Source organism: Ferrimonas aestuarii (assembly GCF_005116665.1).
Taxonomy (GTDB): Bacteria; Pseudomonadota; Gammaproteobacteria; order Enterobacterales; family Shewanellaceae; genus Ferrimonas; species Ferrimonas aestuarii.
This window is the reverse complement of sequence record NZ_SWCJ01000006.1, coordinates 59794-86079: the sequence shown is the minus strand read 5'-3', so window position 1 is coordinate 86079 and position 26286 is coordinate 59794. Positions and strand designations below refer to the sequence as shown.

Sequence of the window (26286 nt, the reverse complement as noted above, 5' to 3'; positions counted from 1 at the left end):
TGGAATATTCTGTCACTGGTGAATCCATCTTTTGGGGAGGATGGTGTTTAGACAGTTGCTATATTGAGTTTGGCTTTGTTGATGTATCCGACTGTAGCTTGATGATTTATAGGTTGTTTATGGTGTTTTTGAAGAATTTTTCAGTACCAGCGCCCAGCTTGGCCGCTGGTACTTATTTCTGAAACAGACTAGCCGCAGCAATTTGAAGAGCCGCATTGCCCAGCGGCTTGTGTCGATGCAGTTAGCTCACAACACTGATGAGCGGCAGCTTGGGTCTCAAGGTTGCTAGCGTTGCACTCACAATCTGGCTGACATTGGCAGCGACCTAACAAGGTATTGGCCGACAGATAGTAATTGCTGAAGTGTTCAAGAAAATCCTCTGGCACACTTTTCTCTGCGATACCGGTTGCCATCAAGGCGTGCTGCCACGCCTGCACCTTCGGGTAGCCGTGGATAAAGTCATACCCAGTTTGCTCCTTAATGATCTGCGCACGGTGCAACACCGGAAGCCAGGCTAAGTCCACCATGCTCAGCTCGTCGCTGTTGAAGTAGCGATGTGGGCCCAGCTCCTTTTCTACCTTGGCAAAGCTAGTGGCAAGCTTGGCGGTGCGCTCTTTAAGGGTGGCAATATCTTTGCTGCTTTGAGCGCTGCACTGCACCAAATATTGCTTACTGCCGAGATAGCTCCAAGCCCGATTGAGGGCGGTTTGGGTAGCAGAGAGCTGAGGCTGCAATTTCGGGTAAGCGTCTTCCAGATACTCGGCGATGGCATCGGACTCAAATAGGGCCGCTCCCTCCTCGGTGATCAGCAGAGGCACTTGGCCGTTAGGGGAGATATCCAAAAACCACTGCGGCTTGTCGCTTAAGCTGATGAACTCAACCTCATAGGGCAAACCTTTGGCTTCCAGCATGGCGGTAATGCGTTGAACAAATGGACAAATTTTAAAACTGACGACTTTTAGCACAGTAAACCTCGGTAGCTAATGATGAGTCGATGTCACTCGACAATGTGTGTTTGCCCTTAAAGACGAAAAAGCACCAAAAAGGATGCAAAAATCTCATCAGTCGAGGTTTTGCTCACGCATTAAGTGACCTCAAACGAAACTTTCTTCATTTTAAATTTGATGTAGATCAAGAAAATGGCAGATAGTTGCGATGGACCTCACCTGTAGAGGTAGAAGTGTATTAACCCCGTGTCCGTTATCCTCACTGCCAAATTGTCCATTAAGTGAGCCAGTGTCCCAAACTGACCTGTCACTCACATCTTTTTAACAATTGGGGTCAGCATGTCCCAATTTGTCCTATTAGTGACCAATTTTCACTCCCGATTCTCAGTGATCTCGATCACTTTTTTCTTGTGATATCAGGGCATAATCGTCCTTGCTGTTGTGAGCAAACTTCAAAAATGGATCGGAGTGTGACCGATATTCACCTAATTGTGATGCGGAGAGTATTAGGTCATAACCATCCTGAATACCTATTAAGAGGTAACACATGAGTAACAAACCCCAGCAAGCGCGCCGTGCGTTTTTGAAGAATCTGGGCAAGGGTACGGTCGCTGCAGGTGCAGCTGCCGCAGTAAGTACCCAAGCATTTGCTGCGCCTACTTCTCCGGCGGAATCCAAGAAGGCCTCTGGCTACCAGGAATCCGAGCATGTCCGTAACTACTACGCGACTCTGCGTGGCTAATCAGCGAGGTTGATGATGAAACTGGAACGTCAATCTAAGGTTGTAGCGACTGAGAAAAAGGCCGGAATGGGCCTAAACCGTCGTCAATTCCTTAAAAATGCCGGTGTGACTACCGGTGGTATCGCCGCAGCATCCATGTTGGGTGCCGGCATGATCCGTAAAGCAGAAGCGTCACAGGTTGCTGACTCTAATGCGCCTATCGAAGTTAAGAAGACCATCTGTTCCCACTGTTCTGTAGGTTGTGGTATCTACGCCGAAGTTCAGAATGGCGTGTGGGTAGGCCAAGAGCCAGCCTTCGATCACCCAATCAACCGTGGTGGTCACTGTGCAAAAGGTGCGTCTATTCGTCACCACGGCCACAGCGAAAAGCGGGTTAAATACCCAATGAAGCTGGAAGGCGGCAAGTGGAAGAAGCTGTCTTGGGATACCGCCATCAATGAAATTGGCGATCTGATGCTGAAGATTCGTGAAGAGTCTGGCCCAGATGCCCTGTTCTTCATGGGTAGCGCCAAGTTCTCTAACGAGCAATGTTACATGTACCGTAAATTTGCGGCCATGTGGGGCACCAACAACATTGACCACTCAGCTCGTATCTGTCACTCCACCACAGTAGCCGGTGTAGCCAACACCTGGGGTTACGGTGCGATGACCAACTCTTACAACGACATGCACAACTGTAAGAGCATGTTGTTCATCGGTTCTAACCCTGCCGAAGCTCACCCTGTAGCGATGCAACACATCCTGACTGGTAAAGAGCGCGGCGCCAAGATGATCGTTGTCGACCCTCGATTCACCCGTACTGCAGCGCACGCTGACGAGTACGTGCACATCCGTCCAGGAACCGACATCCCATTCATCTACGGTCTGCTGTGGCACATCTTTGAAAACGGTTGGGAAGATCCTGATTTCATCAAGCGTCGTGTATACGGCATGGAGATGATCCGTGAAGAGGTGAAGAAGTATCACCCTGCGGAAGTGGAAGATCTGACCAGCGTTCCTGCCGAGCAGATGCGTCGAGTTGCTAAGACTCTGGCCGAGCATCGCCCTGGCACCATCGTATGGTGTATGGGTGGTACTCAGCACACCGTTGGTAACGCCAACACCCGTGCATACTGCATCCTGCAGTTGGCTCTGGGTAACATGGGTACCTCCGGTGGCGGTGCTAACATCTTCCGTGGTCACGATAACGTACAGGGCGCAACCGACATCGGTCTGCTGTTCGACACCCTACCAGGTTACTACGGTCTGAAGACCGGTTCTTGGAAGCACTGGTGTAACGTATGGGATCTGGACTACGACTGGGTTAAGAGCCGTTTCGACCAAGGCACTTACCTGGGCAAAACTCCAATGAACACCCCAGGAATTCCATGTTCTCGCTGGCACGACGGCGTGATGGAAGATCCGAAGAAACTGGGCCAGAAAGACAACGTACGTATGGCGTTCTTCTGGGGTCAGTCTGTTAACACCGAAACCCGTGGCCGTGAGGTGCGTGAAGCACTGAACAAGATGGACGCAGTAGTAGTTGTGGATCCATACCCAACCATGGCCGGTGTAATGCACCAGCGTAAAGACAACGTTTACCTGCTGCCTGCGGCAACTCAGTTCGAAACCTACGGTTCGGTAACTGCGTCTAACCGTTCTATCCAGTGGCGTTCTCAGGTAATTGAGCCTGCGTTCGAGGCTAAGCCTGACCATGAAATCATGTACCTGCTGGCTAAGAAGCTAGGCTTCGCCGAGCAGTACACCAAGCGCATGAAAGTGACCAACAACCAGCCAGACGTGGACGACATGGTTCGCGAATGGAACCGCGGTATGTGGACCATTGGTATGACTGGTCAGTCTCCAGAGCGTATCCGTCAGCATCAAGAAAACTGGCACACCTTCTCTTGGGAAGATCTGGCTGCACCTGGTGGCCCAGCTAAGGGCGAAACCTACGGTCTGCCTTGGCCATGTTGGGGTACTGCAGAAGTGAAGCACCCTGGCTCTCACATTCTGTACGATACCTCCAAGCACATCATGGAAGGTGGCGGTAACTTCCGTGCACGCTTCGGTGTTGAGCACAATGGCGTCAACATTCTGGCTGAAGACCCAGGTTCTAAGGGTAACGAGATCGGTGACGGTCACCCAGAGTTCACCGCCGACATGCTTAAGCAGCTTGGCTGGTGGGACGAACTGACTGCAGAAGAGAAGAAGTACGCAGAAGGTAAGAACTGGAAGACCGATATCTCCGGTGGTATCCAGCGTGTTGCTATGAAGCACGGCTGTATCCCTTACGGTAACGCTAAAGCTCGTGTACGTGTATGGACCTTCCCAGATGAGATCCCAGTACACCGTGAGCCGCTGTACACCCCACGTCGTGACTTGATTGCTAAGTACCCGACTTACGATGACCGTCAGGTGCATCGTCTGCCGACTCTGTACAAGTCAATTCAAGACAAGGTGATCAGCGAAAACCTAGACAAACGCTTCCCACTGGCCGTGACCACTGGTCGTCTGGTTGAGTACGAGGGTGGCGGTGAAGAGACCCGTTCTAACCCATGGTTGGCGGAACTGCAGCAGGAGATGTTCGTTGAGATCCACCCTGCAGATGCAGCTGACCGCGGCATCCTAGATGGCGACACCGTTAAACTGCAATCCCCAGAGGGTGCGGTACTGACGCTGCAAGCCATGGTGACCGAGCGTGTTACTGCGGGTGAGTGCTTTATGCCTTACCACTTCGCCGGTGTCTTCGAAGGTGAAGAGCTGCAATACCCAGAAAGTGGCGGTGTGAGCACCAAGCCATACGTTGTGGGTGAATCAGCCAACACCGCCATGACCTACGGTTATGACCCAGTGACTCAGATGCAGGAGACCAAAGCGTCCCTGTGTCAGATTGTCAAAGCTTAACGGCCGTTAGAGGAGATTAGCTCAATGGCAACCATGAAATTCATGTGTGACACCAAGCGCTGCATCGAGTGTAACGGCTGTGTGACTGCTTGTAAGAACGAGAACGACAGCGCACTGGAGTGGGGCATTTCCCGTCGCCGCGTTGTTACTATTAACGATGGTCAGGTAGGCAAAGAAGCGTCTCTGTCAGTAGCCTGCATGCACTGTGCTGACGCACCTTGCATGGCAGTCTGCCCAGTGAACGTGTTCAGCAAGACCGAAGACGGCATTGTTCTGCACGATAAAGAGCGTTGCATCGGTTGTGGTTACTGCTTGTACGCCTGCCCATTTGGCGCGCCTCAGTTCCCGAAACAGTCCACCTTTGGCTCCAAAGGCAAGATGGACAAGTGCACCTTCTGCGCCGGTGGCCCGAACACCGAACCAGGCAGTGCCAAAGAGAAAGAGCTGTACGGTGCCAACCGTCTGGCGGAAGGCAAGTTGCCTATGTGCGCAGAGATGTGCTCTACCAAGGCGCTTCTGGCCGGCGATGCACAGCAGGTGTCCAACATCTTCCGTGACCGTGTAGCAAACCGTGGCGGTAAAGCATTCTCCGTATAACGGCTGATGTTTTATAGAGCACTCCTTTTGGGGTGCTCTTTATCAATAACACCCCTGGGCTGCGAGTCGCAGTGTCTGACGACTCAAAGCTCGGTCGGTGTTATCAGTAACGCGACGTTTCTTACCGAGGGAACTGATATGAAAACCCAATATTTGCGCCCATTATGGGTGCTGTTTGCCTTGCTGCTGCCTATGCTAGGATTCGCTGCTGACGATCCGGGTACCGTGGCTCAGCAGGCGGGCAATCAAACGGAAGTGGTGTGGCAGGCGCTCAAAGAGGGCCAAGAGGGCTACACCACCTCCAAGAGTGAATTCCACGCTCAAGCGATCAATACCTATGATGAGCGCATCTTGCCGACTCGCGAGAACATTCTAGCCCCAGGCATGATGTTGGCGCTGTTTGGCATGATCGCTGTCTTTGTACTGTTTATTTTGGTCAACGGCATCTCCAAGTTGCACGATGGCTTCTCTGGCAAACTGGTTTACCGTTGGTCTAAGGCCGACGTGGCCATCCACTGGTTGGGGGCGATCCCCTGTTTGCTGCTGATCTTGACTGGCTTGATGATCCTCGCGGGTCGTCTGTTTGTTGAACCATTGCTGGGGCCTGCGGCTTTTGCCAGCATCATGGCGGCTGCCAAACCGGTTCATGACTACATGGCAATTCCGTTCATGTTTGGCTGGGCACTGATGTGCATCAAGTGGGCTAAGAACCAGATTCCAGCGAAATACGACCTGGATTGGTTCCTCGTTGTTGGTGGTTACATCAACTTTGGTCCATTCAAAGGCAAGCACCCGGATGCGGGCTTTGCTAATGCCGGTGAAAAGATGTGGTTCTGGACCTTTGCGTTTTGTGGAGGCCTGATTGTTGCCTCTGGCATCGTACTGCTGTTCCCGAATGTGGTTGAACCAAGCCGCACGTTGAGCTTGTTGGCCATCCTTACCCATGGTGCTTCAGCCATCATCGTTTGCGCATTTTCCATCGTTCACATCTTCATGGCGACCGTTATGTCCGAAGGTGGTATGGAGTGCATGGTGTCCGGTTATTGTGATGAAAACTGGGCGAAACAGCACCACAACGTATGGTACGACGAGATTAAGGAATCTGGCGAGCTGACCTACAAGTAAGCACGGATTCTTTCCCTTGTTGAGAGTGCTTTTGAGCACTCGAGCATGATTCCTCGGAAGGGAAAGCCAAAGCCCCGGTTCGCCTAGCGACCGGGGCTTTTTATCAGAACAAATTAAATGGGTAATTCACCACCAGTCGGGTCTGATAACTGGTGCGTACGTTGCCAAATTCATAACCTTCACCAGGCCCGTACAGTCCCCGAGAGTAGTTGGTTAGCTTGTTTCGAGCATGCTGAAGGGTGATTTCACCACCGCTTTCGCCTAAAGCGTAGGAGGCTTTGAGACCATACTCTCTCTGTCGGTTGTCCAATTTATCCAGATCGTTTTGCTGCTTCTGAGGGCTGTGCATGTCGTAGGCGTAGATAAGATAGCCATCGACGTTGAGCCCAGGAATCCACTGGCTGAGATCGGCACCAATATTCCATTTGTATGCGGATTCACCAGCGTGATGGAACAGGGAGATGTCACTGTAGCCAGCAACATAGAATCCGCATGAGCCGCACGCTTGCCCCTGTTGGTTTTGCCATCGAGTGGACATCTCAATGTCGTCTTTGTCGTTGGTGTAGCTGTAGGCAAAGCCGGTTCTTAGGAACTGATAGCTGGCACCGGCTCGAACCGCGTAATGGTTGTTTTCCAGTTCAGTGCCGTAGTTGTCGATGGTTTTTCGTTCCCGATATTGAACTCCTCCCTCAATGGATAGGGCAGGAGTCAGGCGGGTTTTATACTCCAATTGTGCCAAACGGTAATAACGTAAGCCTTTCTGTCGGCCGTAACTGGCTAGCCCGCTGAGTTGGCCATCGGAGAACGCGATCTGGGCCACATCCACTGGAGCGCGACGAACAATGTTTCCTTGAGTGTCGGTTTTCCCGTAGCTGTCATAGTCCTGATTCGTGGCGGACGCGGAGTGGGTGGCACGAGTGAGGTCAAAGGTGACCAGATCCGTTTGATATTGAATGGAGGCCGCCAAAAAGGTGATTGGGGCGGTTTTGATGTCTCCCGATTCCAATAGTTCTAAGTCTAAGGGCATGTAACCGTATCGCAATTTGCTGCTTTGGGTCGGCATGATCTCAATGGCCCCAGTCAATTTGGCAAAGGAGTCATCTTTATTGTGCAGCACATAGATGGTGTCCATGCCATCTGGATTATCGACATCGGTATGGAGTTTACCGACCAAGTAGGCAGTACTTTCCAGATTTAAGTAGTCATTGATTTTGGCGCGGCCAAAAATGTGAAATGCCTGAGTCTGATACTTCTCATAAGATTCGTTAAATGACGGATAGGAGGTAACCGTCTCCGGATCAAACTCGTTGTAATAGCTGTCGCTGCGTTCTAGTGAATTCAGAAAGAAGGTGCGACTTAATACGTCGACCCGGTATTCTGGAGTTGCGTATGTCGGCAATGAACATAGCGCTGCTAGAATAATGAATGGATTTATTTTCATGACTCGGACTTAACCTGTTTATCTAATTCGAAGTTGAATGTTTCGCCATCGATAACGAATTTTATGTTTAATTGTGTGAGTTGCTCAGTGGCGGGATCCACCAATACATAGCCAGTGATTGATTGCCCACTCGCCACTTCTACCGCCTTTAATGGAGCGTTCCAACCTTGAGGAGGTTGGTAATTATGCATGGTTCTCGCAGGATCGACTTTGCAGTCTTTACCAAAGGCTGAGTTGGCAAAAGCGGTTAGAATGCTTTTTGCTTCATCACCAAAATAAGTGTGCAAATTGATATTTGATTGAATTAGCACTTGGTCTTTTGGATTGATATCTATAATTGAATTTCGATTATTCTCAATAATGAAAACGAGTTTTGATGGAAAGTTTTTATATTGTTTCTCTGGGAATAATGCGGTAATGGCAACCCCTTCTTTTGATAGTTTTGAAGAGGTAAATTCGGGTACGGTTATGGCATTGTTCTCAGAGTTTGGTTGAGTGAAATTAACTCTTTCCGGTGTGCTTATGCACCCTTGTAATAACAGTGTGCTCATGAATAGGAATAAGTAGGTAATACCTTTCCTACATTTGACTGGATTCTTCACGGGATTTAAATTGCAAGTGATTTGTAGTTGCTTGGTATTTTATGAGAGTGTCGAAAATTTGGTATTGGTTTTTATGTGGATTTCTTGAAATTTGAACCTTGTCTTGTTGTGATAAGTGAATAAATTTCAATAATTTCACTCACATCGAGTTTTGACTGGTATTACCACCGCAAATTCCAAGAAATCAGATTCACTAAGGTTGCTGTTAGCTCTCGTTAATGCTTGTGGGAATAAAGAAACAGACTTTTTTGTGTTACCTAGATCAGCTCTTTTAGGGCGTGGAGACATCGGACTTTTTAAAACTGCTTATGTATCGTATGAGTTGCGCATTAAATGAGCTAAATTGATAATATTTTTTATCATGATGTTTATTCCTAGATATGTGAAAAAGGAATATCCAAAATTATAGAGTAAAATATATTTTACCTTTTATTGGGCTCACTAATTTGAGAGTGGTTAAAGTAAAATTTGAGCCTGCTGATTGAGCTATTGCCATGAAAAACTTACCTGTTAGAAGAAAGATATTACTTATCTTTTTCGCCGTTGGGCTTGCCACCCTGTTACAAACCGCCTTTGTCGATCTAAGGCTTGCAAATCTTAATGAGAGAATCACAGATATCACCCAGGCAACGATTCCAAGTATTATATTGGTTCAAAATATAAAGACTGATTCAAACACGTTGAGAAAAGACCAGTTTCATTTGGCCTTGAATCTTGATGATGAAAAAGTAAATGTATTTTTAGCGAGCTTCAGCAAGCTTGAGTTGAAAATATCGAATCAGCTAGTTGAATACGAAAAAGGTCTTTGGGACGACACCGATACCGCAACCTATAATCGAGTTAAAAAAGCATGGGATGTGTATTCAGCGCACAATCAAGAGTTTATTGATCTGGTGCGTGCCGGTGATGCACAAGGTGCCAATCAATTGCTTAATCAATACTACCCTGAATTTTTGGCGTTGGTGGAAGCGATCGAGGGTTTGGTTGAATTGAATGAGCAATACGCTCTGTTGGAATCGGCTGCCGCCGAAGAGGCCTATACCAATACGGTTAAGCTAAGTGTGCTGGCGGTTTCCGGTATTGTGCTGTTAATGACGGTACTTGGTTGGTTATTGACCAATACTATCTGTCGACCTCTTGAGCTGGTAAAAGCACTGGCCACCAGTATTGCCAGTGGCGACTTAACTCATCAACTGCCTCGGGAGCAATGTAACAATGATGAACTCGGTGAATTAGCAGATAACTGCATAATGATGCAGCAAAATTTGCAACAGCTGTTGGAGTCGATTTCGGCTGGAGTGGTGCAGTTGGGAGGTGCCATCGACGAGATGGGCGCGGTAACCACTCAAGCTTCGGAGGGATTTGGCCAACAACAACAACAGGTTGATAGCATGGTTAGTGCCATGGATCAGGTACGTGCAACCGTAAATGAGATTGCCCAAAATACCGAAACCGCGTCGTCTACTGCCACTGATGCTCAAGACATTACCAATCAAGGAGTGGAACTGGTTACCGAAGGGATCAACGGTACCACCCAAGCCGAACAGGTAATTCTTGCTGCCAGCGAACAGGTTTTTCAGTTGGAACAAGACTCCAAAAACATCGGCGTGGTGGTCGATGTTATTCGAGACATCACGGAGCAAACCAACTTACTGGCGTTGAATGCGGCCATCGAAGCAGCTCGTGCCGGTTCTCACGGTCGCGGTTTTGCAGTGGTTGCTGACGAAGTTAGAACTCTGGCTGGCCGTACTCAAGAGTCGACCGCTCGTATTGTTGAGATTGTGTCTCAGTTGCAAGAACGTGCGTCGATTGCGGGTAAGGAAGCTCAACAAAGTTGCAGTTTGATCGCAGATTGCGTGTCTCAATCAAAAATGGCGGTGGAGGCGATTCAAAAAACCTCGGCGTCAGTGAAAGAGATTACTGACATGAACATCCAGATCGCGACCGCGTGTAATGAGCAGGCCGTGGTTTCGGAAGAGATCACTCGAAACATGTCGTCCATCGATGGGTCTTCCAAAGAGTTGGCCATCGGCGCTAATCAGATTGCGACTACCAATGAAGGGTTGAGCCAGTTGGCGTCTGAATTACAAACCATGGTTCATCGATTCAAGTTGGCGTAATTAGCTTCATATTGTTTGGCCCCGCTTCGCTTTGCGATTCGGGGCTTTTTTATTTCAATGTGGTCGCTCATTAGAAGCGATAATTTATCCCTACGGCATATTCAAGGCCGTCATTGGGGTTGGCACCTAGGCTTTTATAGCCCGTTAGCTTGCTTTGAAATTGCCAGTTTTCGCTCAATCATTAGAAGCGATAATTTATCCCTACGGCATATTCAAGGCCGTCATTGGGGTTGGCACCTAGGCTTTTATAGCCCGTTAGCTTGCTTTGAAATTGCCAGTTTTCGCTCAATGGCTGATTGGCCGCCAGTGTCAGTTGCTGGCCGTGACCATGATAGCCAAAGGTGTCCATGTGTTTGTCGTCTCTGAAATAGTGACCAATCCAGTCTAAGCTCAAGTTGGATTTGGCGTAGCGCCAGTTTAGCTGCACCGTGGTTACCATGCCTGACCAAGCGGCATAGTCCTGCTTTGAGAATTCGGAACGGCCAAATGAATAGTGGGCGCCGGCGCCGAATTTCATGTCGACGGTGCCAATGCGATTGCCCTGCTTGAGCCCCATGAACAGATTGTTCTCCACAATATTCTCACTCAGCATCGAAAACCCCTGTAGCCACAGCCCCCTCTGGCCGGTCGCCTGAGGCTGATAGCGACCAAAAAGCTTAGCCGCCTGTCGACCGCTGTGATGCTGCTGATCCTGCACTAGGCGTCCAGGGTTCTCCAACTTCACGGAAGTAAACAAACTTTGATTGGCCAGAGGCTGTTGATGGCTTAATAACAGATAGGGTTGGTCGAACGCGCCTGGATTGCGTTCTAGGGTATGGGATTCAAAGCCCATATAGCCGATTTCGGCTCGGGTATCGGTGCTGGCCATCAATGGTAGGGAGAGGCAAAGGCTGCTCATTAGAATCAACATTGAGCTTATTATTTTGGTCATTAAGAGTCCTTGAGTTAGTCACCTCAAGGAGACAGCAAATAGCGTACCAGCGGTATGAATACGCTGTTTTAAACGAAATTTCGTGAAAGGATTGAGACAGCTGCGGAAAAGCGATAATCCGTTACGTTATTTCATATTGGCGATGCAGATTGATTTAAAAACACGCAAGCAAGCCGTGCCAACGGCTTGTTTTTACGATATTCAGTAAATTCGCCGCTACGGCAGGTCATTGTCGTAATGTTGCTCCAGCTCTGCAGCTTTTTGGGCGGCTGGCATTTTGAGTAGCGCAATCAAGTAGCTTTGCAGTGCAGGGTAGTCTCCTAACAGGTTGAGCTCATTGGCAATCTCAACAATAAATGACAATAGAATATCTGCGGCGGAGAACTGAGAGCCCAATAACCACTCCTGTTGACTTAGGTGGTCATTGAGGTAGCCGAGAATCAACGCAACCTCCTGTTTGCTGTAACCGTCCAAAAACTGAGTCTTGGTACCATCCATCAGCAAAAAGTAGTGCAGCAGCAGCGGTAAAGCGGCGGAGCTTTCGGCGAAATGCAACCACTGAAGATAGCGTGGGTACTCTGGCGAGTCTTTAGCGGGAACCAGCTCATGGTGACCAAAGCGATCCGCGAGATACTCGGTAATGGCACCTGATTCAGCCAGAATTTGGCCATCGATCTCAATGACCGGAGATTTACCCAGTGGATGAACCTGCTTGAGTTCTGGCGGGGCCAGTTTGGTCTGCTTGTCTCGTTGGTAGGCCTTGATCTGATAAGGAACCTGAAGCGCTTCAAGTAGCCAGATAATGCGTTTAGAGCGGGATTTGTTTAGGTGATGTAGGGTGATCATGGTTCGGTTCCTCGTCCAAGTAAAAAGTGTCGAGAGTTAACAACTGGTGATCTTTGGTGCCCATTTTTACGTCGGAAGTTGGTTGTGGTTGCGTTAACTTTCATCACCAAAGACAAACCGCGCCTAGCAGGTTTATGTTTTGCAATTATATTGCGCGCAATTCATCTTGATGTCAAAAAAGACAGCATGTTGGTGGCGATGGTTTTGGCTAGCAGCCTTCATAAGGCAGTAAACGCAAGTCCATGCTTACAATATTTACAAATGAAAATCAGTCTTATCTAGGGCTTCACAAACTCTGCGTGATCTTGTGCTGAGGTGTTAGCAAGTTATTGCAGTGAGAATCGTTAGCATTTACAGTTCGCCGCAATATTTCAGTAAGAGATTTCACGGAGTACCTGTAATGAAACTATCTCCAATCGCAATGGCGATGTTGATGGCCTCTGCCGGAGTGGTTGCCGCCGAGCAAGATCAATATAAAGATGTTGAGCGCATCGAAGTGACTGCCAGTGGCTTTAACGACTACAAAAATGGCAGTGCATCAGGTGCTCTGCGTGGTGACATTAGCTTGATGGACACTCCACAATCCGTCGCCGTAATTCCAGAGATCGTTATTGATGAGCAGCTTGCCACCAACCTGGGCAAGGTGTTGACCAACGATTCTTCGGTAACCGCAGGCAGTGAAAAGTGGAACCGTCAGCAGTTCAGCCTGCGTGGTTTCCCTCTGAATACCGGTACTGGTTACCTGAAAGATGGTCAACAAGTATGGTCTCACTACATGCATCCCGTTGAGATTTTGGAGCGTGTTGAAGTGGTTAAGGGGCCATCCTCCATGTTGTATGGTCAATCTGCGCCAGGCGGTTTGATCAACATGGTCACCAAGAAGCCGACCGTTGAGCGCTTTGCTGAAGTGGCGGCCGATTTTGACGATCAAGGCTCTATGCGGTATCAGCTGGATGTGGGCGGTGCCCTGAATGAAGAGGGCACACTTCGTGGCCGCACTGTGCTGGTGAAGCAAGACGAAAAGATGTGGCGTGAGTACCAGAACGGTGAGCAGAACGAACGCGACCGCTTCTTAGGCTCTGTACAGCTAGAGGGCGACATCAGTGACTGGGCGACCATCAACGTGCATTATGACCGTACGGAAGATGAGGCCGGTATCGATGTTGGTGGCTGGTTGGATGCCGACGGCAACTTGATTGGCGGCGAAGACCAAGTTTGGGACCAACCTTGGGCTAAGATCGACGTTACTGCAGAAAACTACGGCTTCGATGCCAGCTTCTTCTTGGCAGACAACCTGACCTTGAAGACCGGCTACAACCACCAGAAATTTGAGCGTCACCGTTTCGATTCTGCGGCTCAGTACAAAACCTATGATGCGCAAACAGGCACCTACGACATCAAGCCGTTTGACCGTCACGACGATTGGCAACTGAAAACCTTCTATGCTGATTTCACCGCAGAGCTGTCTACTGGAGAGATCGAGCATCAGGTGCTGTTTGGTGCCAATGGTTTGGATTACTCCTACACCCAGTTACGCGAAAAAGGCGCTACTCAAACTGTCACCAATGGCAGCCCAGTGGCCGCTCCGGATCTGGACTACAACACGGCTACCCCTTACGAAGGTACGCCTTACCTCTACTATGGCGTCTACCTTCAGGATCTGATCACCATTAACGAGCAGTGGAAGGTGTTGGTAGGGGTTCGTTATGACGAGCTGGATAAAGATACCGATAACTCAAGCGACGACAGCGACAGTGTGCTGCCACGTTTCGGGGTGATCTATCAGCCGATTGATAATGTGTCCATCTACGCCAACTACTCTGAGAGCTTTGAGCCTCAGGGGCAAGTGAATAACGAAGATGACCGCAACGATGGCATGGATCTGGATCCTGTAACCGCGAAGGCCTACGAATTGGGTGCCAAAGCGGAGCTGTTTAATGGCCATCTGATGCTGACCGGTGCGTACTTCGATATCACCAAAGAGGACATCATTCTGACTCACAAGATTGATGATCCAAATTACACCGATGAAACTCGTCAAGATGGTGAGCAGCAACACAAAGGTTTCGAGCTGAGTGCTCAGGGCCGCGCAACCGATTCGCTGTTTGTGTCGGCGTCTGCCATGTACCTAGATGCGGAATACACCAAGCACACCAGCTTGCAGGGTAATCGTCCGATTGATGCGCCAGAGTGGAGTGCCAACGCTTGGACCCGCTACGAGCTGAACGATGATTTGGCTCTGAACTTGGGCGCAATCTACGTGGGTGAGCGTTTTGCCGATACCGCCAACACCATCACCAAAGACGGATACGTACGCTTTGATCTGGGTGCCAGCTACAAGCTGCCAACCAAGCACGCTGACATCGATATTCGTTTCAACGTCGAAAACCTGTTTGACGAAGACTACCTAGGTGGTGGTGACTACGACGAAGTGGCCATCGGTGAAGATCGCAACTTCAACCTGTCGATTACGGCGGCCTTCTAAGTCAACCTCCTTTAAGCACAATCCAAAGCCGCTGCCACCGCAGCGGCTTTTTTGTGCTTGGCCCTTAGAGAATGTTGACCCTTTGTGCTCATTTTTGCGTCACACACTGATTTGTCTTGTCCTGAACTAAACCAGTTGTGTGGTTTACCGGTCTATCGGTTTTGCTTGGTGAGCATGGCTAGGGCTATGAATAGGCGGGGTAAATGAGGGTTAAGGAGCGTTGATTGCAACCTCTGGTTGCAAGAGCGATAGCCGTTTGATGACAAAGGCTAGAGGGGCCGCCGGGTTGAATCTCTGAGATTAATTTAAAGAATGAACTCTAGAGGGGACCGAAGAGATGCAGTAAAACGCCTCGCTGGATGAGGCGTTTTACTGCAGAGCCATGGGGCGACAGCTAGCGTGGAATTCGCAGCTGCATCTCCAATCCCCCATGGGCACGGTTGCGGGCTTCAACGCTGCCGCCCATGGCTTCCATCTGGCGCTTAACCAGGGCAAGCCCAAGGCCAAAACCATCTATCTCCCTTGAACGGGCTTTATCTTGACGGTAAAAGGGCTTAAAGATGTCGGTTAGGTTGGCTTTGGGAACCCCTGGCCCCTGATCGCACACCTTAAGAAGATAGTGAGCCTGGTCTAATTCACAGGATACGGTAACGGTTGTGTGCTGTGGTGAATACTTAAGTGCATTTCGCAGTACGTTCTCGATGCACTGTGCCAACATGCGTTGATTGCCCTGTTCAATTGGGCAGTGTTGGTAGTGGCGCTCAATCCGGTGGTTTTGGTATTCAAAGGCCGCATCTTCAACAATCACGTCCAACAAGCTGGCGAGGTCGAAGTTATCTTCGTTGGCAATCTTCGGTTCTTCGCTGAGCCACGCTAAGGTCAGAGCATCTTCAATTAAGGCATTAATTCGCTGCAGTTCATGGTTGATGCGATGGTGTTGCTCTGGATGCTCTTGGCAGGTTTCTTTGCAGCGGTTAATGGCCAAATCGATGCGGGTTAATGGAGTACGCAGCTCATGAGACAGATCCCCAAGCAGTTGGCGCTGAGTGGTAATCAACTGCTGTAAACGGTCTGCCATGCTGTCAAAAGAGTCCGCTAGCTGGGTGATCTCGTCGTTGCGGTTTTTGGGTAGTTGGATGCTGGCGCGGCTGTTTAAGTTGCCGTTCGCAAGGGCGATGGTCGCCCGATTCAGTGCCTCAATGGGCCGCATAATATAGCGATACAGAAACCAGCAGAATAACAACAGTACAATGGTGGGAACCACTAAGGTTAGCAGTAACCGAATCAACTCAACATCGTATTGTGGGTACATATGAGCGGGCAGTTCAATGACAAAACTGCCGCCATCTTTAAACGGAATACCGATCACTAGGTTGGTAAAAAAGGTGTGGACCGGTGAGGTGATTTTGCGACGAAAATCGTAAGTATCCGCAAGGTGTGCTGGCAGGGCTTGATAAGAGTACTGGGTGCCGTTACTGGCTCTTAAGGCTGACCAAGCTCCTTGCTCGGCGGCGATTTTAGCGGTGAGCTGGCTAATGTTATCCAGCTGTCCATGCTGGTAGTAGTACTCGGCTTGCTCAGCATAGTCCAACAGTTGCTGCTGATGCTCTGGTGTCAGCCGAGTGAGTGAACTGTTTAAGGATGAAGCTAGGTTATGACTTAAGGTAAAGGTGCCCATGGCCACAATCAGTAGCCAGGCGAACATACGCAGAAACAGGCGCCGATTCATTGGTATCGATATCCCTTGCCGTGAACGGTGCGAATGCGTTTTGTGTCTAACATCAAGGCGCTGAGCTTTCCGCGCAGATTACTGATGTGCATGTCTAAGCTTCGGTCATAACGGCCGTAGGGCTTGTTTAGAACTTCCTGATACAAAAACTGCTTGGAGAGTACCTCGTGGCGCTGGTTCATGAGCACTTCGAGCAGATGATATTCGATGGGAGTCAGGTTGAGCTCCTGTCCTTGCCAACTGGCACATCGGGTCTTGGTGTCCAGTTGCAACTCGCCATCGCTAAGAGAATGAGTTTCCTGTTTTACCGGTGCGGATTGTTTACTGCGCCTGAGCAGGGCATCAATGCGCAGCATCAGTTCAGTTAGGTTGAATGGCTTGGGCAGATAGTCATCGGCGCCTTCCATAAAGCCGGCAATGCGCTGATTCTCATCGCCACAGGCGGTGAGCATGATCACTGGAGTATCTTTGGTTTGTCTTAACCGTTTTAACAGCTCAAAGCCGTCCAGTTTGGGCAGCAATTTATCCAATAGAATTAGGTGATAGTCACGAGTTAGTGCCTGTACTAAGCCTTGATGACCATCGGTCGCTAGCTCAACTCGATGGCCCCGTTGACGCAGGGTGTTGGCCAAAGACTCACCAATCTCGAGGTCGTCTTCAACCAAGAGAAGGTCGGCATAGCGCTTGGTTTTAAGGGCGCTGAGTTGAGAGTTTTGATCCAATTGAAGGCTCACTGGCTCATTTCCTACGTTCGATGGTTAGTGAATTGCAACAAGGCTTCCAATTTTGCCCGAAATCTAAATGCGATTCATTTTTAATCGTTATCTATGAAGTGGGATAAGCGAGGAAGTGTGACCAGGATCGGCACTCATGGGCTTAACTGGCGGGAGGCTCAGCCATAAAAAAGGCGCCTCACTGAGTAAACTCAGGGGCGCCGGAATTCGTGCTCAGATCCTATTTGGCTTTTGGTCTAAATGGCTTAATTACCGCTTCATCACAAACCAAGAACGGGCCATCCATCAGGTCGATGCAGTAAGGGATGGCAGGGAACACCGCATCTAAGCATTCGCGAATCGATTTAGGCTTGCCTGGCAGGTTAACGATCAGCGAGTCGTCACGCAGACCGGCGGTTTGACGTGACAGAATGGCGGTTGGGACAAACTTCAGCGATTCGGCGCGCATCAACTCGCCGAAGCCTGGCATCATGCGATCGCACACCGCTTCGGTGGCTTCTGGGGTGACGTCGCGCTTGGCAGGACCGGTGCCGCCAGTGGTCACAATCAGGCAACAGCCATCGTCATCGGCCATCTTAATTAGGGTGGATTCAATCACATCCTTCTCATCGGGAATCACCTGATACACAGGCTCCCACTCTGAGGTGAGGTATTCATTTAGGGTGTCGATGATCGCTTTGCCAGAGATGTCTTCGTAGATGCCGGCGCTGGCGCGGTCACTGACGGTCACGATGCCGATTTTGGCGATGGTCATGAATAAAATCCTTTAACGACGTACTGAAAAGTTTTCTAGCAGAAGCATAAAGCATGGTGAGTTGGAAAACATATTTTTTCCGCTTCATCTCCTTGGAGGAGGCGGTAGCGATGTTAAAAAACAGAGGACTCGCTGGTGACTTTAATTAAATCTTTCATCAAATAAGTGTTTTTTTTCTGTTTCTTGATGGTTACCAAAAATACGAAACAGGATCAAAGTATCACCAAAGTAGTAGGGGTAGACTGATCTCGCCTAACGAAAAAGCTTCTTAAAAGCTAGGGGTGATGATGAACTATTTAACAAAAATTTTAACAGGTTGTGGCTTAGCGGCTGCCTTGATGGCACCGGCTTATGCTGCGTGGGATAGCGATAAAGGCTGCTTGTCTTGTCACGAGGGGATCGAGCAGTTTTCCGATACCAAGGTGATGAGCAAACTGTCGTGTACCAAGTGTCACAATGGTGATGGTAAAGCTACTGAGCTTGAGCTGGCGCACAAGGAGATGTGGGCCAACCCCACGGATCTGCGGGTGGTGGATCAAACCTGTGGCAAATGTCATAAGAAGGAGGTGGCCAACGCCAAAACCTCCCTACACGCCACCAGCGCCGGCAAGATCTCTGGCACTCGGTATGACTTCGGTGCCCAGACTCGTGACTCCATCCACGCTACCTATGACGTCAAAGCATTGAAGACCGGTCGTGAAGGTACCGTCGCTGAGCTAACCCAACTGCCAAGCTATGACCCAACCAAACCGGAGTCAGACACCAACTCCATCGGTGATGATTACCTGCGTAACCAATGTCTGCGCTGTCACATCTGGAGTGATGGTCATCAACGTGATGGCGACTATCGCGCCTCCGGCTGTGCGGCTTGCCATGTGGAATACTCCAATGCCGCCACCTATGAAGGTGGAGACAAAGCCATTGATAAGACGCAGAAAGATCGCCCTAGAATGCACAAGATGAGTCGAGTGCCTTCGGTAACACAATGCCAGCACTGCCATAACCGTGGCGGTCGTACCGGCATGAGCTATGCGGGCATGATGGAGTCAGACGGCTACGGTACTCCATTTAAAGAAAATGGCGGTAAGCAGGGCAAGCTGCACGGGAAGCACTACAACTTCCTGCAGGCAGACCTTCACTATGACGCTGGCCTGACGTGCGTGGATTGTCACACCAAGAACGAAATGCACGGTGACGGTTATCTGTACGAGAAGAAAGAGTACGCCCTAGAGATTCGCTGCGAAACTTGTCACGGCACCACCGAGTCCCCAGCTACCCTGGCAACCATTCATGGGGATCCTATGGATCACCTTGAGCGCCAAGGTGACAAGGTGATTATTAACCTCAAAGGTCAAGATCGTGCCTTGGAAGTGCCTCAACTGATGCCAGCAGAGGAGAAAAACGGCCAGCTGCAGAGTCTGCCTCTGGCACTGTCGCCAGAAGGTAAGGTTGCCATGGTCGACATTCCTGTTCACATGGAGAAATTGGAGTGTCACACCTGCCACAGTGCCTGGGCACCTCAGTGTTACGGCTGTCATGCTAAGCAAGATATCGGCAAGTCATCCGGTGATTGGCTAACTGCCAAGCCCGGCGGCGATCCTTCCAAAGCGTCTCATAAGAGCAACCGCGCCGGTGATGCGTTTGCTTGGAAAGAGTCTCGCAGCTACGTTCGTTGGGACAGCCCAGCGCTGGGCATTAACCATCGTGGTAAGGTTTCGACTTATGTACCTGGCTGTCAGGTGTTCCTGACTCAGGTGAATGGGGAGCAGGGGATTATCTCGAATAAAACCTACACCACTAAAGATGGCACCAGTGGCATCGCGCATAACCCGATTGTGCCGCACACCACCAGCAAGCAGTCTCGTACCTGCACCGATTGTCACACCAACCCGAAAGTGTGGGGCGTAGGCAGCGGTATCTATGACATTCAGCGTAACTTCCCTGATGGTGAAGCGCCCATCGACTTCGAACTGGAGCGCATCGTGGATGAGCAGGGCATGCAGCTGCAGGCCACCAACCACAAAGGTGCTCGTCCGTTCAATAAAGCGGAGCAGCAGAAGATTCAGCGTGTGGGTACCTGCATCGCCTGCCACGCCGCTGAAGCGAAGAAGCTTAATGCCGACGCGCCCGATGACATTACTCACTCTAAGCTGATTCGCCAGCAGATGAACAAGTAATGTGACTATGAATAGAGGGCCTCGTATGAGGCCCTTTTTTTGTCTAAGAAAATGTTTAAGAATCGGGGGTACTTACACTGATTTTTAGGCACTATGGTATGACCCAAACCGCTGACCAACTTATCCAATCTCTCCAGCTTCAGCCCCATGTTGAAGGGGGCTACTACGCCCCAAGTTTTGTGTCTGATCAGGCTTTTGATGACAGTCGAGCGCTGTGGACCAGCATCTATTTTTTACTGAAGTGTGGCGAAGTGTCCCATTTTCATCGTTTGACCGCCGATGAGATGTGGTATTTCCACGGCGGCAAGTCGTTGACCATCAGCATGATCCATCCCGATGGTCGTTTAGAGCAGGTGCAGTTGGGTATGGATCTGGCGAACGGCGAGCGGCCTCAGGTGTTGGTGCCCCGAGGGGTTATCTTTGGCTCGGCCATGAACCGTCCCGGTTACTCATTGGTGGGCTGCATGGTGTCACCAGGGTTTACTTTTGGGGACTTCGAGCTGTTTGAACGGCAGGAGTTACTGGAGCTGTATCCTCAGCATCAAGAGGTCATTACTCAGCTAACTCGATAGCCGTTAAGGGGGGAGGCGCTTTAACAGCGCCTTGCTCTGGTTGGCACATCTTTACCCGTAATTTATAAAGAGAGTCCATAGGATTTAGTGAAGACGCTAATTCTGTTCTTGCGTCTCTTCGAGTGTTTTTTGAATGGGTTCTCTTACCTGATCAATACCCCCTTCTATTAGGTTGACAGGGGCAGAAATAAAGCCTTTTAGCACGCCTGTAGCCGCCTCTTTTCCCGCGGCCTGAGACACACTCTGAGCTTTATCTAACAATTGATCCGCACTTTGCAGTACCTGTGGAACCTGCTGTCGGATCTTCTCGGATTCGGCCAAAATTAAAGGTACTTGGGTGGTGACACCATCTACGCTGTTGGTAATGCTTGGCAGTTGATTATCGATACTGGAACGAAGCTGAGTAGATTCCGCGACCACATCATCAAGGACGCGGCGGATGTGGGCGGTTTCTTCTAAAATTGATGGAACTAGGTGTCGTACATTGGCCACCTCATCGACGATCAGTGGAATTTGGCGCTGCACTTTATCAATGGTATCCACCGTTGGTGGTATTGCCTTTGCGACCAGTTCGACCTGTTCAAGTATCAGGGGTAACTGAGCAGATTGCTCAATATTCTGAATCTGCACCATCAATGGGGGAAGGGCTTGCCTGACGTTCGCAACCTCATCCACCACCCTACCAATCTGAAAGGCCAAATAGCCTAAACTTAAGGCAAGTAGAACGGTGCTAATCGATTTTGCGGACATAAATCCCCCTGAGTGGCGTCAAAGCGGATCGTAGCGGTTTGGTTTTGGCGAACTACGGTTACTGCGCTGGTGGCTAGATCATCGTTAATGGCGCTATATTAACACTGTTATTATATGTTCCCACCAATTAAATTTATCAAAGTCTAGAATTAGAGAAAACAAAGAGCTAAGCCGGAGTCAACACCCCATTAAAGTTGCTAATAATACAGCCTCACTCATTCTGTGAAATAAAGTGATGAATAGTGAATTGTAGAATTTTTGGCTTTTTCATTTACCTGTATTTCACTTTTAAATTGATAAAGTGAATCAAGTTGTACCATATAGAACCCCTATTCCCATCTCCATGACATGCGCGAATAAATTTAAAGCTAGAATGGCCAACTCTCGATGCAAAAATGAGTGTGAACGCTTGTTAGCCTCTAGCCTCCCTTTACACAACTTGTGCCAAACTGGCGGGTTTTTCCAGCTCAAATCGAAACTCATGACAATAGATGGTTGCCCGATTCTGACGACAAAATCCCACTAGGGTGATGTTGCTTTTTTGAGCCAGTTCGATGGCCAGTGAGGTCACCGCGGATAGGGCAAACAGAATTTGAATGTTGGCGCTGGCGGCTTTTTGCACCATTTCAAAGCTGACTCGACTGGTCAATAGGACGGCGTTTGGTGGCGGCGTTTGGTTGAGGTGGCTAGCTCCAATCAGCTTATCCAAAGCGATGTGACGGCCAATGTCTTCATAGGCGTCAATGATGTTGCCATAGGCATCTAGGCCCATTGCAGCGTGAGTGGCGCCGGTAAGCTCAAACTGTTGCTGGTTGTCTTTAATGCCACTGAGGGCGTTTTCGATGTTCTCAATATTAAAGCGAGCATCGGAGTCCAAACGGATCACTGGTTTCACCGCTTCATCCAATTGCGCCACGCCGCACAGTCCACAGCCGGTACGACCGGCCATGTTACGGCGCATCTGCTTTAGCGCGGCGAAGCGACGCTGGGTGATCTCTATATGGATGATGATGCCGGATTCGACGTACTCCAGATCGATGCCTTTGATCTCGTCGGTATGTTCAACAATGCGCTCAGACAGAGTGAAGCCAATGGCAAACGCCTCTAGATCTCTAGGGCTGGCCAACATTACCGTATGGGAAACGCCGTTATAAACCAGAGCCACACGAACTTCATTAGCAACAAAATCAGTTAAATTAGAGATGCCATTTTTTTCAAAAAGAATAATGTCTTTCTTTGATGTTACTTCTGTATTTATATTGTCCATAACAGTCTTTTTAATAAGTGAAAGGTAATAGGTGTCTGTCCCGGATTTTAAAGTGAGATATAAATCACTAACCCAGGATTAAATATAAATTTGTATTGCTAACTTACGCGGTGGCTATTATTGTTCTCCCGTCTTCTGAAGGAAGAACTTCGTCTCCGGTGAGGCGTCCGGACTTCAAATCCGGGTGGGGCTGCCAGCAGTCCCAGGTAGGTTCGACTCCTATGTTCTTCCGCCACTCCCTTTCTGATTTAAACAATTCCCTGTCTCGAATCTTGCGGCAATTGCTGCGGAATTTTCTTTGAGTAAATCCACTGCGATCGAAATACTCCAACACCTGAATGCTGACCTTACGTCCCATGTTGACCATGGCTTTAAATTCGCTGGTCTCCAGCGCGGATGCGCTGTCCATGTGGGAGCGAATCAGATCGGCGAAATGGCACAGGGTGTCGGTCAGCAGGTAACGATCTTTGATCACGGCGGTGATGTAGCCTTGCTGCACCAGTTGGAAGCAGATTGGCCGCAGCTCTGCCGGTGAGGCATCGACCCACTCGGCCATCTCGGTAACCCACACCGGTGTGGTCGCCTGCGCCAGTTTAGGCGCTAGCTGCTGCCAGTAGCGCTGGGCATCCTCACTGAGAGTGGTCTGATGCTCAGGAAGCTGCAGCAGAGAGCCTCGAGTCTGCATGACACCCTGCTCCGTAAGTCGGCCTATGAGCTCCAGTGCCACCGGTTCTGGCAGTGAGCAGTGGCTCATTCTGAGTAACCGCTGACGACCCAGCCCCAACTGATCGGGGTGGGCTTGGTGGTATTGGCTGAGATGTTCAACCAAGTTCTGTTGTTGCTGATCAAGGAGCGCGGCTGATGCCAAGTGGTCGCCAATGGTTTCAAGTCCCATGGTGTGTGCCAGTTGGCTAACGCCTTGAGGACTCATCTGCCAACGCCAGCATAGGTCGTCATTCGCCAGCGCCTGACGCTGTGCCAATAGACTAATGGCCGTGGCGGCATCGGAGGTCTGGGCCAGAGCCGTCAGTAGCGATAGGCGCTCAGGGGTGCGCTTTTTGCGATTGGGGCTGGTGAGCGCCAACACTCGGGCGGCACCTAAGGTCTGCTTGCCATCGGCATGACGCAGAATGATGGGGTCGTCCTGACAGAGCTGCATCGGCTTTTCGAGCACCAGCTCCGCTAATCCGTTTGATTCATCGCTGGCTTCATTCAGCAGACAGACCCGCGCCAAGGTGTGGTCGCCCCCATGAAAACAGTGCACGCTTTGCCAGTGATTAATTGGAGCAAAGGTGCGGATGGTGACTACGGGTCTGGGGCAGGGCTCTGGCTGCTTAAGACTGCAAAGCCAATCGCCCCGCTGCAGGGGGCGATGATTGCTGACGCCTGCGAGATTCAGAGCCACCCGAGTACCACTGCTGGCGGTATCGCTAGTTTGTCCTTGGCAATGAATACCGCGAACTCGCAGGGCACCAGCTTGACCTGAGCTGTAGATCAGATCGCCAACCTGCACTTGGCCACTGATGACGGTGCCGGTGCCAACCCAGCCAGCGCCTTTGATGGTAAAGGCTCTGTCCAAACTCATGCGAAAGTTCTGTTGCTGGGGTTCTGTGTTGGCGCCATGGTGCTGAGCTAACTGCTGAATGTGCTGCTTAAGGGCAGTTAAGGCGGCATCGTCATTGGGGCAGAATTCAAAAACCTGATTGGCGCACATTCGATAGCTTTGCAGCAGCAGCTGAGCCTGTTGGGCGACCTGCTGAGCTTGGTTGGCATCCACCAGATCTCGCTTGGTCAGCACCAGCGTCAGAGACTGAATCTGCAGCAGCGACAGCACTTGCAGGTGTTCTCGGGTTTGCGGCATTACGCCATCGTCGCAGGCGATCACCAGCAGTGCGTGGCGGGCGTGACTGACGCCAACCAACATGTTGTTGATGTATTTCTCGTGACCCGGCACGTCGATAAAGGCCAATGGAGGTTGGTTCGGTATCGCCATAAAGGCATAACCCAAATCGATGGTCATGCCCCGGCGTTTCTCCTCCGGCAGTCGGTCGGCATCGGTGCCCGTGAGAGCCCGAATCAGGGTGGTTTTACCGTGGTCAACGTGACCGGCCGTCACCATGATCATAGGGCGTCTCCCAGCCGCTGCAGTTGGGCTTGTATGGCCAGAGCACAGTCAGCGCCGCGAAGGTCCAGCAACAGTTGGTCGTTGGTTAGTCGCCCCACAACCGGCCGTTCACATGCTTTAAAGTGCTTTTCTAGCTGGGTCAGGCTGAGCTTACCTTTGGCGCTAAAGCTAAGGGAGATCGACGGTAAGGTGGTGTCTGGCTGGGCACCACTGCCCACTTGAGTGCGACTGTTGACAAGACCAACGCTGAAGTGGGGCTCGAAATGTGGCTGGATCCGCTGTTGCAGTGTCGATCCCAAGCTGCGCAACTCCGTTTCGGTTCGCGCCAGTTTGGCCATGATTGGCAGGTGTTTGTCTAGGGTTTCAGGATAGAGGTAGTGGCGCAAGGTGGCTTCCAAGGCGGCCAGAATCATCTTGTCACAGCGAAGCGCCCGTTTCAGTGGATGGCTTTGCAGCTTTTTGATGAGTTGGCTTTTGCCCACCACCAGCCCAGATTGCGGACCGCCAAGGAGTTTGTCGCCAGAAAAGCTCACCAGATCGACACCATCGGCCAACATCTGTTGGGGGGTAGGTTCGTTGTTGAGACCGAAACGGCGTAGATCGGTCAATGAGCCGCTACCCAGATCGGAGATCAGCAGTACCCCTTTTTCGCGGCACAGCTGAGCCAATTGCGCCTCTTCGACTGAGGCAGTAAAGCCGCAGATGTGGTAGTTGCTGGTGTGCACCTTCATGATGGCGGCGGTGTTTTCGGTGATGGCCTCCTGGTAATCCCGAAGGTGAGTTCGGTTGGTGCTGCCCACTTCCACCAAGGTGCAACCCGCTTGGCGCATGATATCGGGGATGCGAAAGGCGCCACCAATTTCAACTAACTCGCCCCGGGAGACAATCACCTCTTTGCCAGCGGCGACACTGGACAGCATCAGCAATACCGCCGCGGCGTTGTTGTTGACCACACAGCACTGCTCGGCCTGAGTCAGTTGCTGCATTAGGTTGCTGATGGTGTTGTCGCGATGACCGCGAACGCCAGCGTGAAGTTCGAACTCCAGCGGGGTGGGGTAGCGCATTACTGAGGTAACCGCATCGATGGCCGCTTCCGATTGCTGCGCTCGACCTAGGTTGGTGTGCAGCAGCGTTCCAGTCAGGTTCCAGACTGGGGTTAAACTGAGGCGATGTTGCTGAGCGAGGCGATCATGCAAGTACCCAGGTAAGGCATCGAGATTGTCACACCAAGGCGGCAAACGCCGATCGGTGGCAATCAAGGTTCGAGCTTCTGCAAGTAGTTGGTCTAACGCCGTCTTAGTCGCGGTTTTGCCAAACTCCGTCTGCAGTTCACTTAGACCGGATAGCGCGAGCAAGCTGTCCATGGAGGGCAGGGTTCGATAAAGGTCTTGGAGTGATATAGGTATTTGAATCATCGTCTGTTTCATTACTGGTGTGGAGAAAGGGGAGGGCGAAC

The 26286-nt window shown here is 50.4% G+C and carries 19 protein-coding genes, 1 tRNA gene and 1 pseudogene; 9 read left to right on the top strand and 12 right to left on the bottom strand.

Going from position 1 to position 26286, the window contains the following annotated elements; genetic code table 11:
* Window positions 1-188: 188 nt before the first annotated feature.
* Window positions 189-965: a glutathione S-transferase family protein gene (locus FCL42_RS10525; protein ID WP_136863378.1), complete on the bottom strand. Its 777-nt coding sequence runs from the start codon at window positions 963-965 to the stop codon at window positions 189-191.
* 529 nt (window positions 966-1494) lie between these two features.
* On the opposite strand from FCL42_RS10525, the gene FCL42_RS10520 reads away from it, so the two are divergent.
* The 4 genes from FCL42_RS10520 (at window position 1495) to FCL42_RS10505 (ending at window position 6297) form a co-directional block, all read left to right on the top strand.
* Window positions 1495-1689, top strand: a complete 195-nt coding sequence (locus FCL42_RS10520; protein ID WP_136863377.1) for a formate dehydrogenase — start codon at window positions 1495-1497, stop codon at window positions 1687-1689.
* 15 nt (window positions 1690-1704) lie between these two features.
* Window positions 1705-4575, top strand: coding sequence for a formate dehydrogenase subunit alpha (locus tag FCL42_RS10515; RefSeq protein ID WP_136863453.1), 2871 nt, complete (start codon window positions 1705-1707; stop codon window positions 4573-4575).
* Between the two features lie 24 nt (window positions 4576-4599).
* Window positions 4600-5172 (top strand): formate dehydrogenase FDH3 subunit beta, encoded by a 573-nt coding sequence (gene fdh3B, locus FCL42_RS10510; protein WP_136863376.1) that lies wholly within the window; start codon window positions 4600-4602, stop codon window positions 5170-5172.
* Window positions 5173-5310: 138 nt separating this feature from the next.
* Complete coding sequence (locus FCL42_RS10505; RefSeq protein WP_136863375.1) at window positions 5311-6297, top strand: formate dehydrogenase subunit gamma; 987 nt, start codon at window positions 5311-5313, stop codon at window positions 6295-6297.
* 103 nt (window positions 6298-6400) lie between these two features.
* Here FCL42_RS10505 and FCL42_RS10500 read toward each other — a convergent pair whose 3' ends face one another.
* The gene (locus FCL42_RS10500) at window positions 6401-7738 is read right to left on the bottom strand and encodes an OprD family porin (protein ID WP_136863374.1); all 1338 of its coding nucleotides are present in this window, start codon (window positions 7736-7738) and stop codon (window positions 6401-6403) included.
* Complete coding sequence (locus FCL42_RS10495) at window positions 7735-8289, bottom strand: hypothetical protein (RefSeq protein WP_136863373.1); 555 nt, start codon at window positions 8287-8289, stop codon at window positions 7735-7737. Before FCL42_RS10495 ends, FCL42_RS10500 begins: the two co-directional genes overlap by 4 nt.
* A gap of 545 nt (window positions 8290-8834) precedes the next feature.
* Between FCL42_RS10495 and FCL42_RS10490 the strand changes: the two genes are divergently transcribed.
* Window positions 8835-10460: a methyl-accepting chemotaxis protein gene (locus FCL42_RS10490; protein WP_136863372.1), complete on the top strand. Its 1626-nt coding sequence runs from the start codon at window positions 8835-8837 to the stop codon at window positions 10458-10460.
* A gap of 181 nt (window positions 10461-10641) precedes the next feature.
* Here the strand turns inward: FCL42_RS10490 and FCL42_RS10485 are convergent, their stop codons facing one another.
* Window positions 10642-11391 carry a hypothetical protein gene (locus FCL42_RS10485; protein ID WP_136863371.1) on the bottom strand — a complete coding sequence of 250 codons (750 nt, stop codon included), beginning with the start codon at window positions 11389-11391 and terminating at the stop codon, window positions 10642-10644.
* A gap of 216 nt (window positions 11392-11607) precedes the next feature.
* A complete protein-coding gene (locus FCL42_RS10480) occupies window positions 11608-12237 on the bottom strand; it encodes a glutathione S-transferase family protein (RefSeq protein WP_136863370.1) in 630 nt (209 codons plus the stop codon).
* A 400-nt stretch (window positions 12238-12637) separates the two neighbouring features.
* On the opposite strand from FCL42_RS10480, the gene FCL42_RS10475 reads away from it, so the two are divergent.
* Window positions 12638-14722 carry a TonB-dependent siderophore receptor gene (locus FCL42_RS10475; protein ID WP_136863369.1) on the top strand — a complete coding sequence of 695 codons (2085 nt, stop codon included), beginning with the start codon at window positions 12638-12640 and terminating at the stop codon, window positions 14720-14722.
* A gap of 394 nt (window positions 14723-15116) precedes the next feature.
* Here the strand turns inward: FCL42_RS10475 and FCL42_RS10470 are convergent, their stop codons facing one another.
* From FCL42_RS10470 to mog, 3 genes are all read right to left on the bottom strand, one after another.
* Window positions 15117-16451 carry an ATP-binding protein gene (locus FCL42_RS10470; RefSeq protein ID WP_136863368.1) on the bottom strand — a complete coding sequence of 445 codons (1335 nt, stop codon included), beginning with the start codon at window positions 16449-16451 and terminating at the stop codon, window positions 15117-15119.
* Window positions 16448-17185, bottom strand: a complete 738-nt coding sequence (locus FCL42_RS10465; RefSeq protein WP_229359834.1) for a response regulator transcription factor — start codon at window positions 17183-17185, stop codon at window positions 16448-16450. The genes FCL42_RS10470 and FCL42_RS10465 overlap by 4 nt, the downstream gene beginning before the upstream one ends.
* A gap of 220 nt (window positions 17186-17405) precedes the next feature.
* Window positions 17406-17939 carry a molybdopterin adenylyltransferase gene (gene mog, locus FCL42_RS10460; protein WP_136863367.1) on the bottom strand — a complete coding sequence of 178 codons (534 nt, stop codon included), beginning with the start codon at window positions 17937-17939 and terminating at the stop codon, window positions 17406-17408.
* Between the two features lie 287 nt (window positions 17940-18226).
* Here mog and FCL42_RS10455 point away from each other — a divergent pair, with 287 nt between their 5' ends.
* Window positions 18227-20116: a multiheme c-type cytochrome gene (locus tag FCL42_RS10455; protein ID WP_136863366.1), complete on the top strand. Its 1890-nt coding sequence runs from the start codon at window positions 18227-18229 to the stop codon at window positions 20114-20116.
* A 98-nt stretch (window positions 20117-20214) separates the two neighbouring features.
* Window positions 20215-20688 carry a cupin domain-containing protein gene (locus FCL42_RS10450; protein WP_136863365.1) on the top strand — a complete coding sequence of 158 codons (474 nt, stop codon included), beginning with the start codon at window positions 20215-20217 and terminating at the stop codon, window positions 20686-20688.
* A gap of 96 nt (window positions 20689-20784) precedes the next feature.
* Here the strand turns inward: FCL42_RS10450 and FCL42_RS10445 are convergent, their stop codons facing one another.
* Both FCL42_RS10445 and fdhD read right to left on the bottom strand, forming a co-directional pair.
* Window positions 20785-21438: a hypothetical protein gene (locus tag FCL42_RS10445; RefSeq protein ID WP_136863364.1), complete on the bottom strand. Its 654-nt coding sequence runs from the start codon at window positions 21436-21438 to the stop codon at window positions 20785-20787.
* Window positions 21439-21868: 430 nt separating this feature from the next.
* On the bottom strand, window positions 21869-22705 hold the full coding sequence (fdhD, locus tag FCL42_RS10440; protein WP_136863363.1) for a formate dehydrogenase accessory sulfurtransferase FdhD: 837 nt from the start codon (window positions 22703-22705) through the stop codon (window positions 21869-21871).
* Window positions 22706-22845: 140 nt separating this feature from the next.
* On the opposite strand from fdhD, the gene FCL42_RS21705 reads away from it, so the two are divergent.
* Window positions 22846-22940: transfer RNA gene (locus tag FCL42_RS21705), tRNA-Sec, on the top strand.
* A 69-nt stretch (window positions 22941-23009) separates the two neighbouring features.
* Here the strand turns inward: FCL42_RS21705 and selB are convergent.
* A pseudogene (gene selB / locus FCL42_RS22085) lies at window positions 23010-24824 on the bottom strand (selenocysteine-specific translation elongation factor); the annotation flags it as partial.
* Window positions 24825-24826: 2 nt separating this feature from the next.
* On the bottom strand, window positions 24827-26245 hold the full coding sequence (gene selA, locus FCL42_RS10430; protein WP_136863361.1) for an L-seryl-tRNA(Sec) selenium transferase: 1419 nt from the start codon (window positions 26243-26245) through the stop codon (window positions 24827-24829).
* Between the last annotated feature and the right edge of the window lie 41 nt (window positions 26246-26286).

Bases quoted from the DNA above. Each gene is read 5' to 3' on its own strand.
- FCL42_RS10520 (WP_136863377.1), top strand. From the start codon at position 1,495: ATGAGTAACAAACCCCAGCAAGCGCGCCGTGCGTTTTTGAAGAATCTG.
- FCL42_RS10515 (WP_136863453.1), top strand. From the start codon at position 1,705: ATGAAACTGGAACGTCAATCTAAGGTTGTAGCGACTGAGAAAAAGGCC.
- fdh3B (WP_136863376.1), top strand. From the start codon at position 4,600: ATGGCAACCATGAAATTCATGTGTGACACCAAGCGCTGCATCGAGTGT.
- FCL42_RS10505 (WP_136863375.1), top strand. From the start codon at position 5,311: ATGAAAACCCAATATTTGCGCCCATTATGGGTGCTGTTTGCCTTGCTG.
- FCL42_RS10500 (WP_136863374.1), bottom strand. From the start codon at position 7,738: ATGAAAATAAATCCATTCATTATTCTAGCAGCGCTATGTTCATTGCCG.
- FCL42_RS10495 (WP_136863373.1), bottom strand. From the start codon at position 8,289: ATGAGCACACTGTTATTACAAGGGTGCATAAGCACACCGGAAAGAGTT.
- FCL42_RS10490 (WP_136863372.1), top strand. From the start codon at position 8,835: ATGAAAAACTTACCTGTTAGAAGAAAGATATTACTTATCTTTTTCGCC.
- FCL42_RS10485 (WP_136863371.1), bottom strand. From the start codon at position 11,391: ATGACCAAAATAATAAGCTCAATGTTGATTCTAATGAGCAGCCTTTGC.
- FCL42_RS10480 (WP_136863370.1), bottom strand. From the start codon at position 12,237: ATGATCACCCTACATCACCTAAACAAATCCCGCTCTAAACGCATTATC.
- FCL42_RS10475 (WP_136863369.1), top strand. From the start codon at position 12,638: ATGAAACTATCTCCAATCGCAATGGCGATGTTGATGGCCTCTGCCGGA.
- FCL42_RS10470 (WP_136863368.1), bottom strand. From the start codon at position 16,451: ATGAATCGGCGCCTGTTTCTGCGTATGTTCGCCTGGCTACTGATTGTG.
- mog (WP_136863367.1), bottom strand. From the start codon at position 17,939: ATGACCATCGCCAAAATCGGCATCGTGACCGTCAGTGACCGCGCCAGC.
- FCL42_RS10455 (WP_136863366.1), top strand. From the start codon at position 18,227: ATGAACTATTTAACAAAAATTTTAACAGGTTGTGGCTTAGCGGCTGCC.
- FCL42_RS10450 (WP_136863365.1), top strand. From the start codon at position 20,215: ATGACCCAAACCGCTGACCAACTTATCCAATCTCTCCAGCTTCAGCCC.
- FCL42_RS10445 (WP_136863364.1), bottom strand. From the start codon at position 21,438: ATGTCCGCAAAATCGATTAGCACCGTTCTACTTGCCTTAAGTTTAGGC.
- fdhD (WP_136863363.1), bottom strand. From the start codon at position 22,705: ATGGACAATATAAATACAGAAGTAACATCAAAGAAAGACATTATTCTT.
- selA (WP_136863361.1), bottom strand. From the start codon at position 26,245: ATGATTCAAATACCTATATCACTCCAAGACCTTTATCGAACCCTGCCC.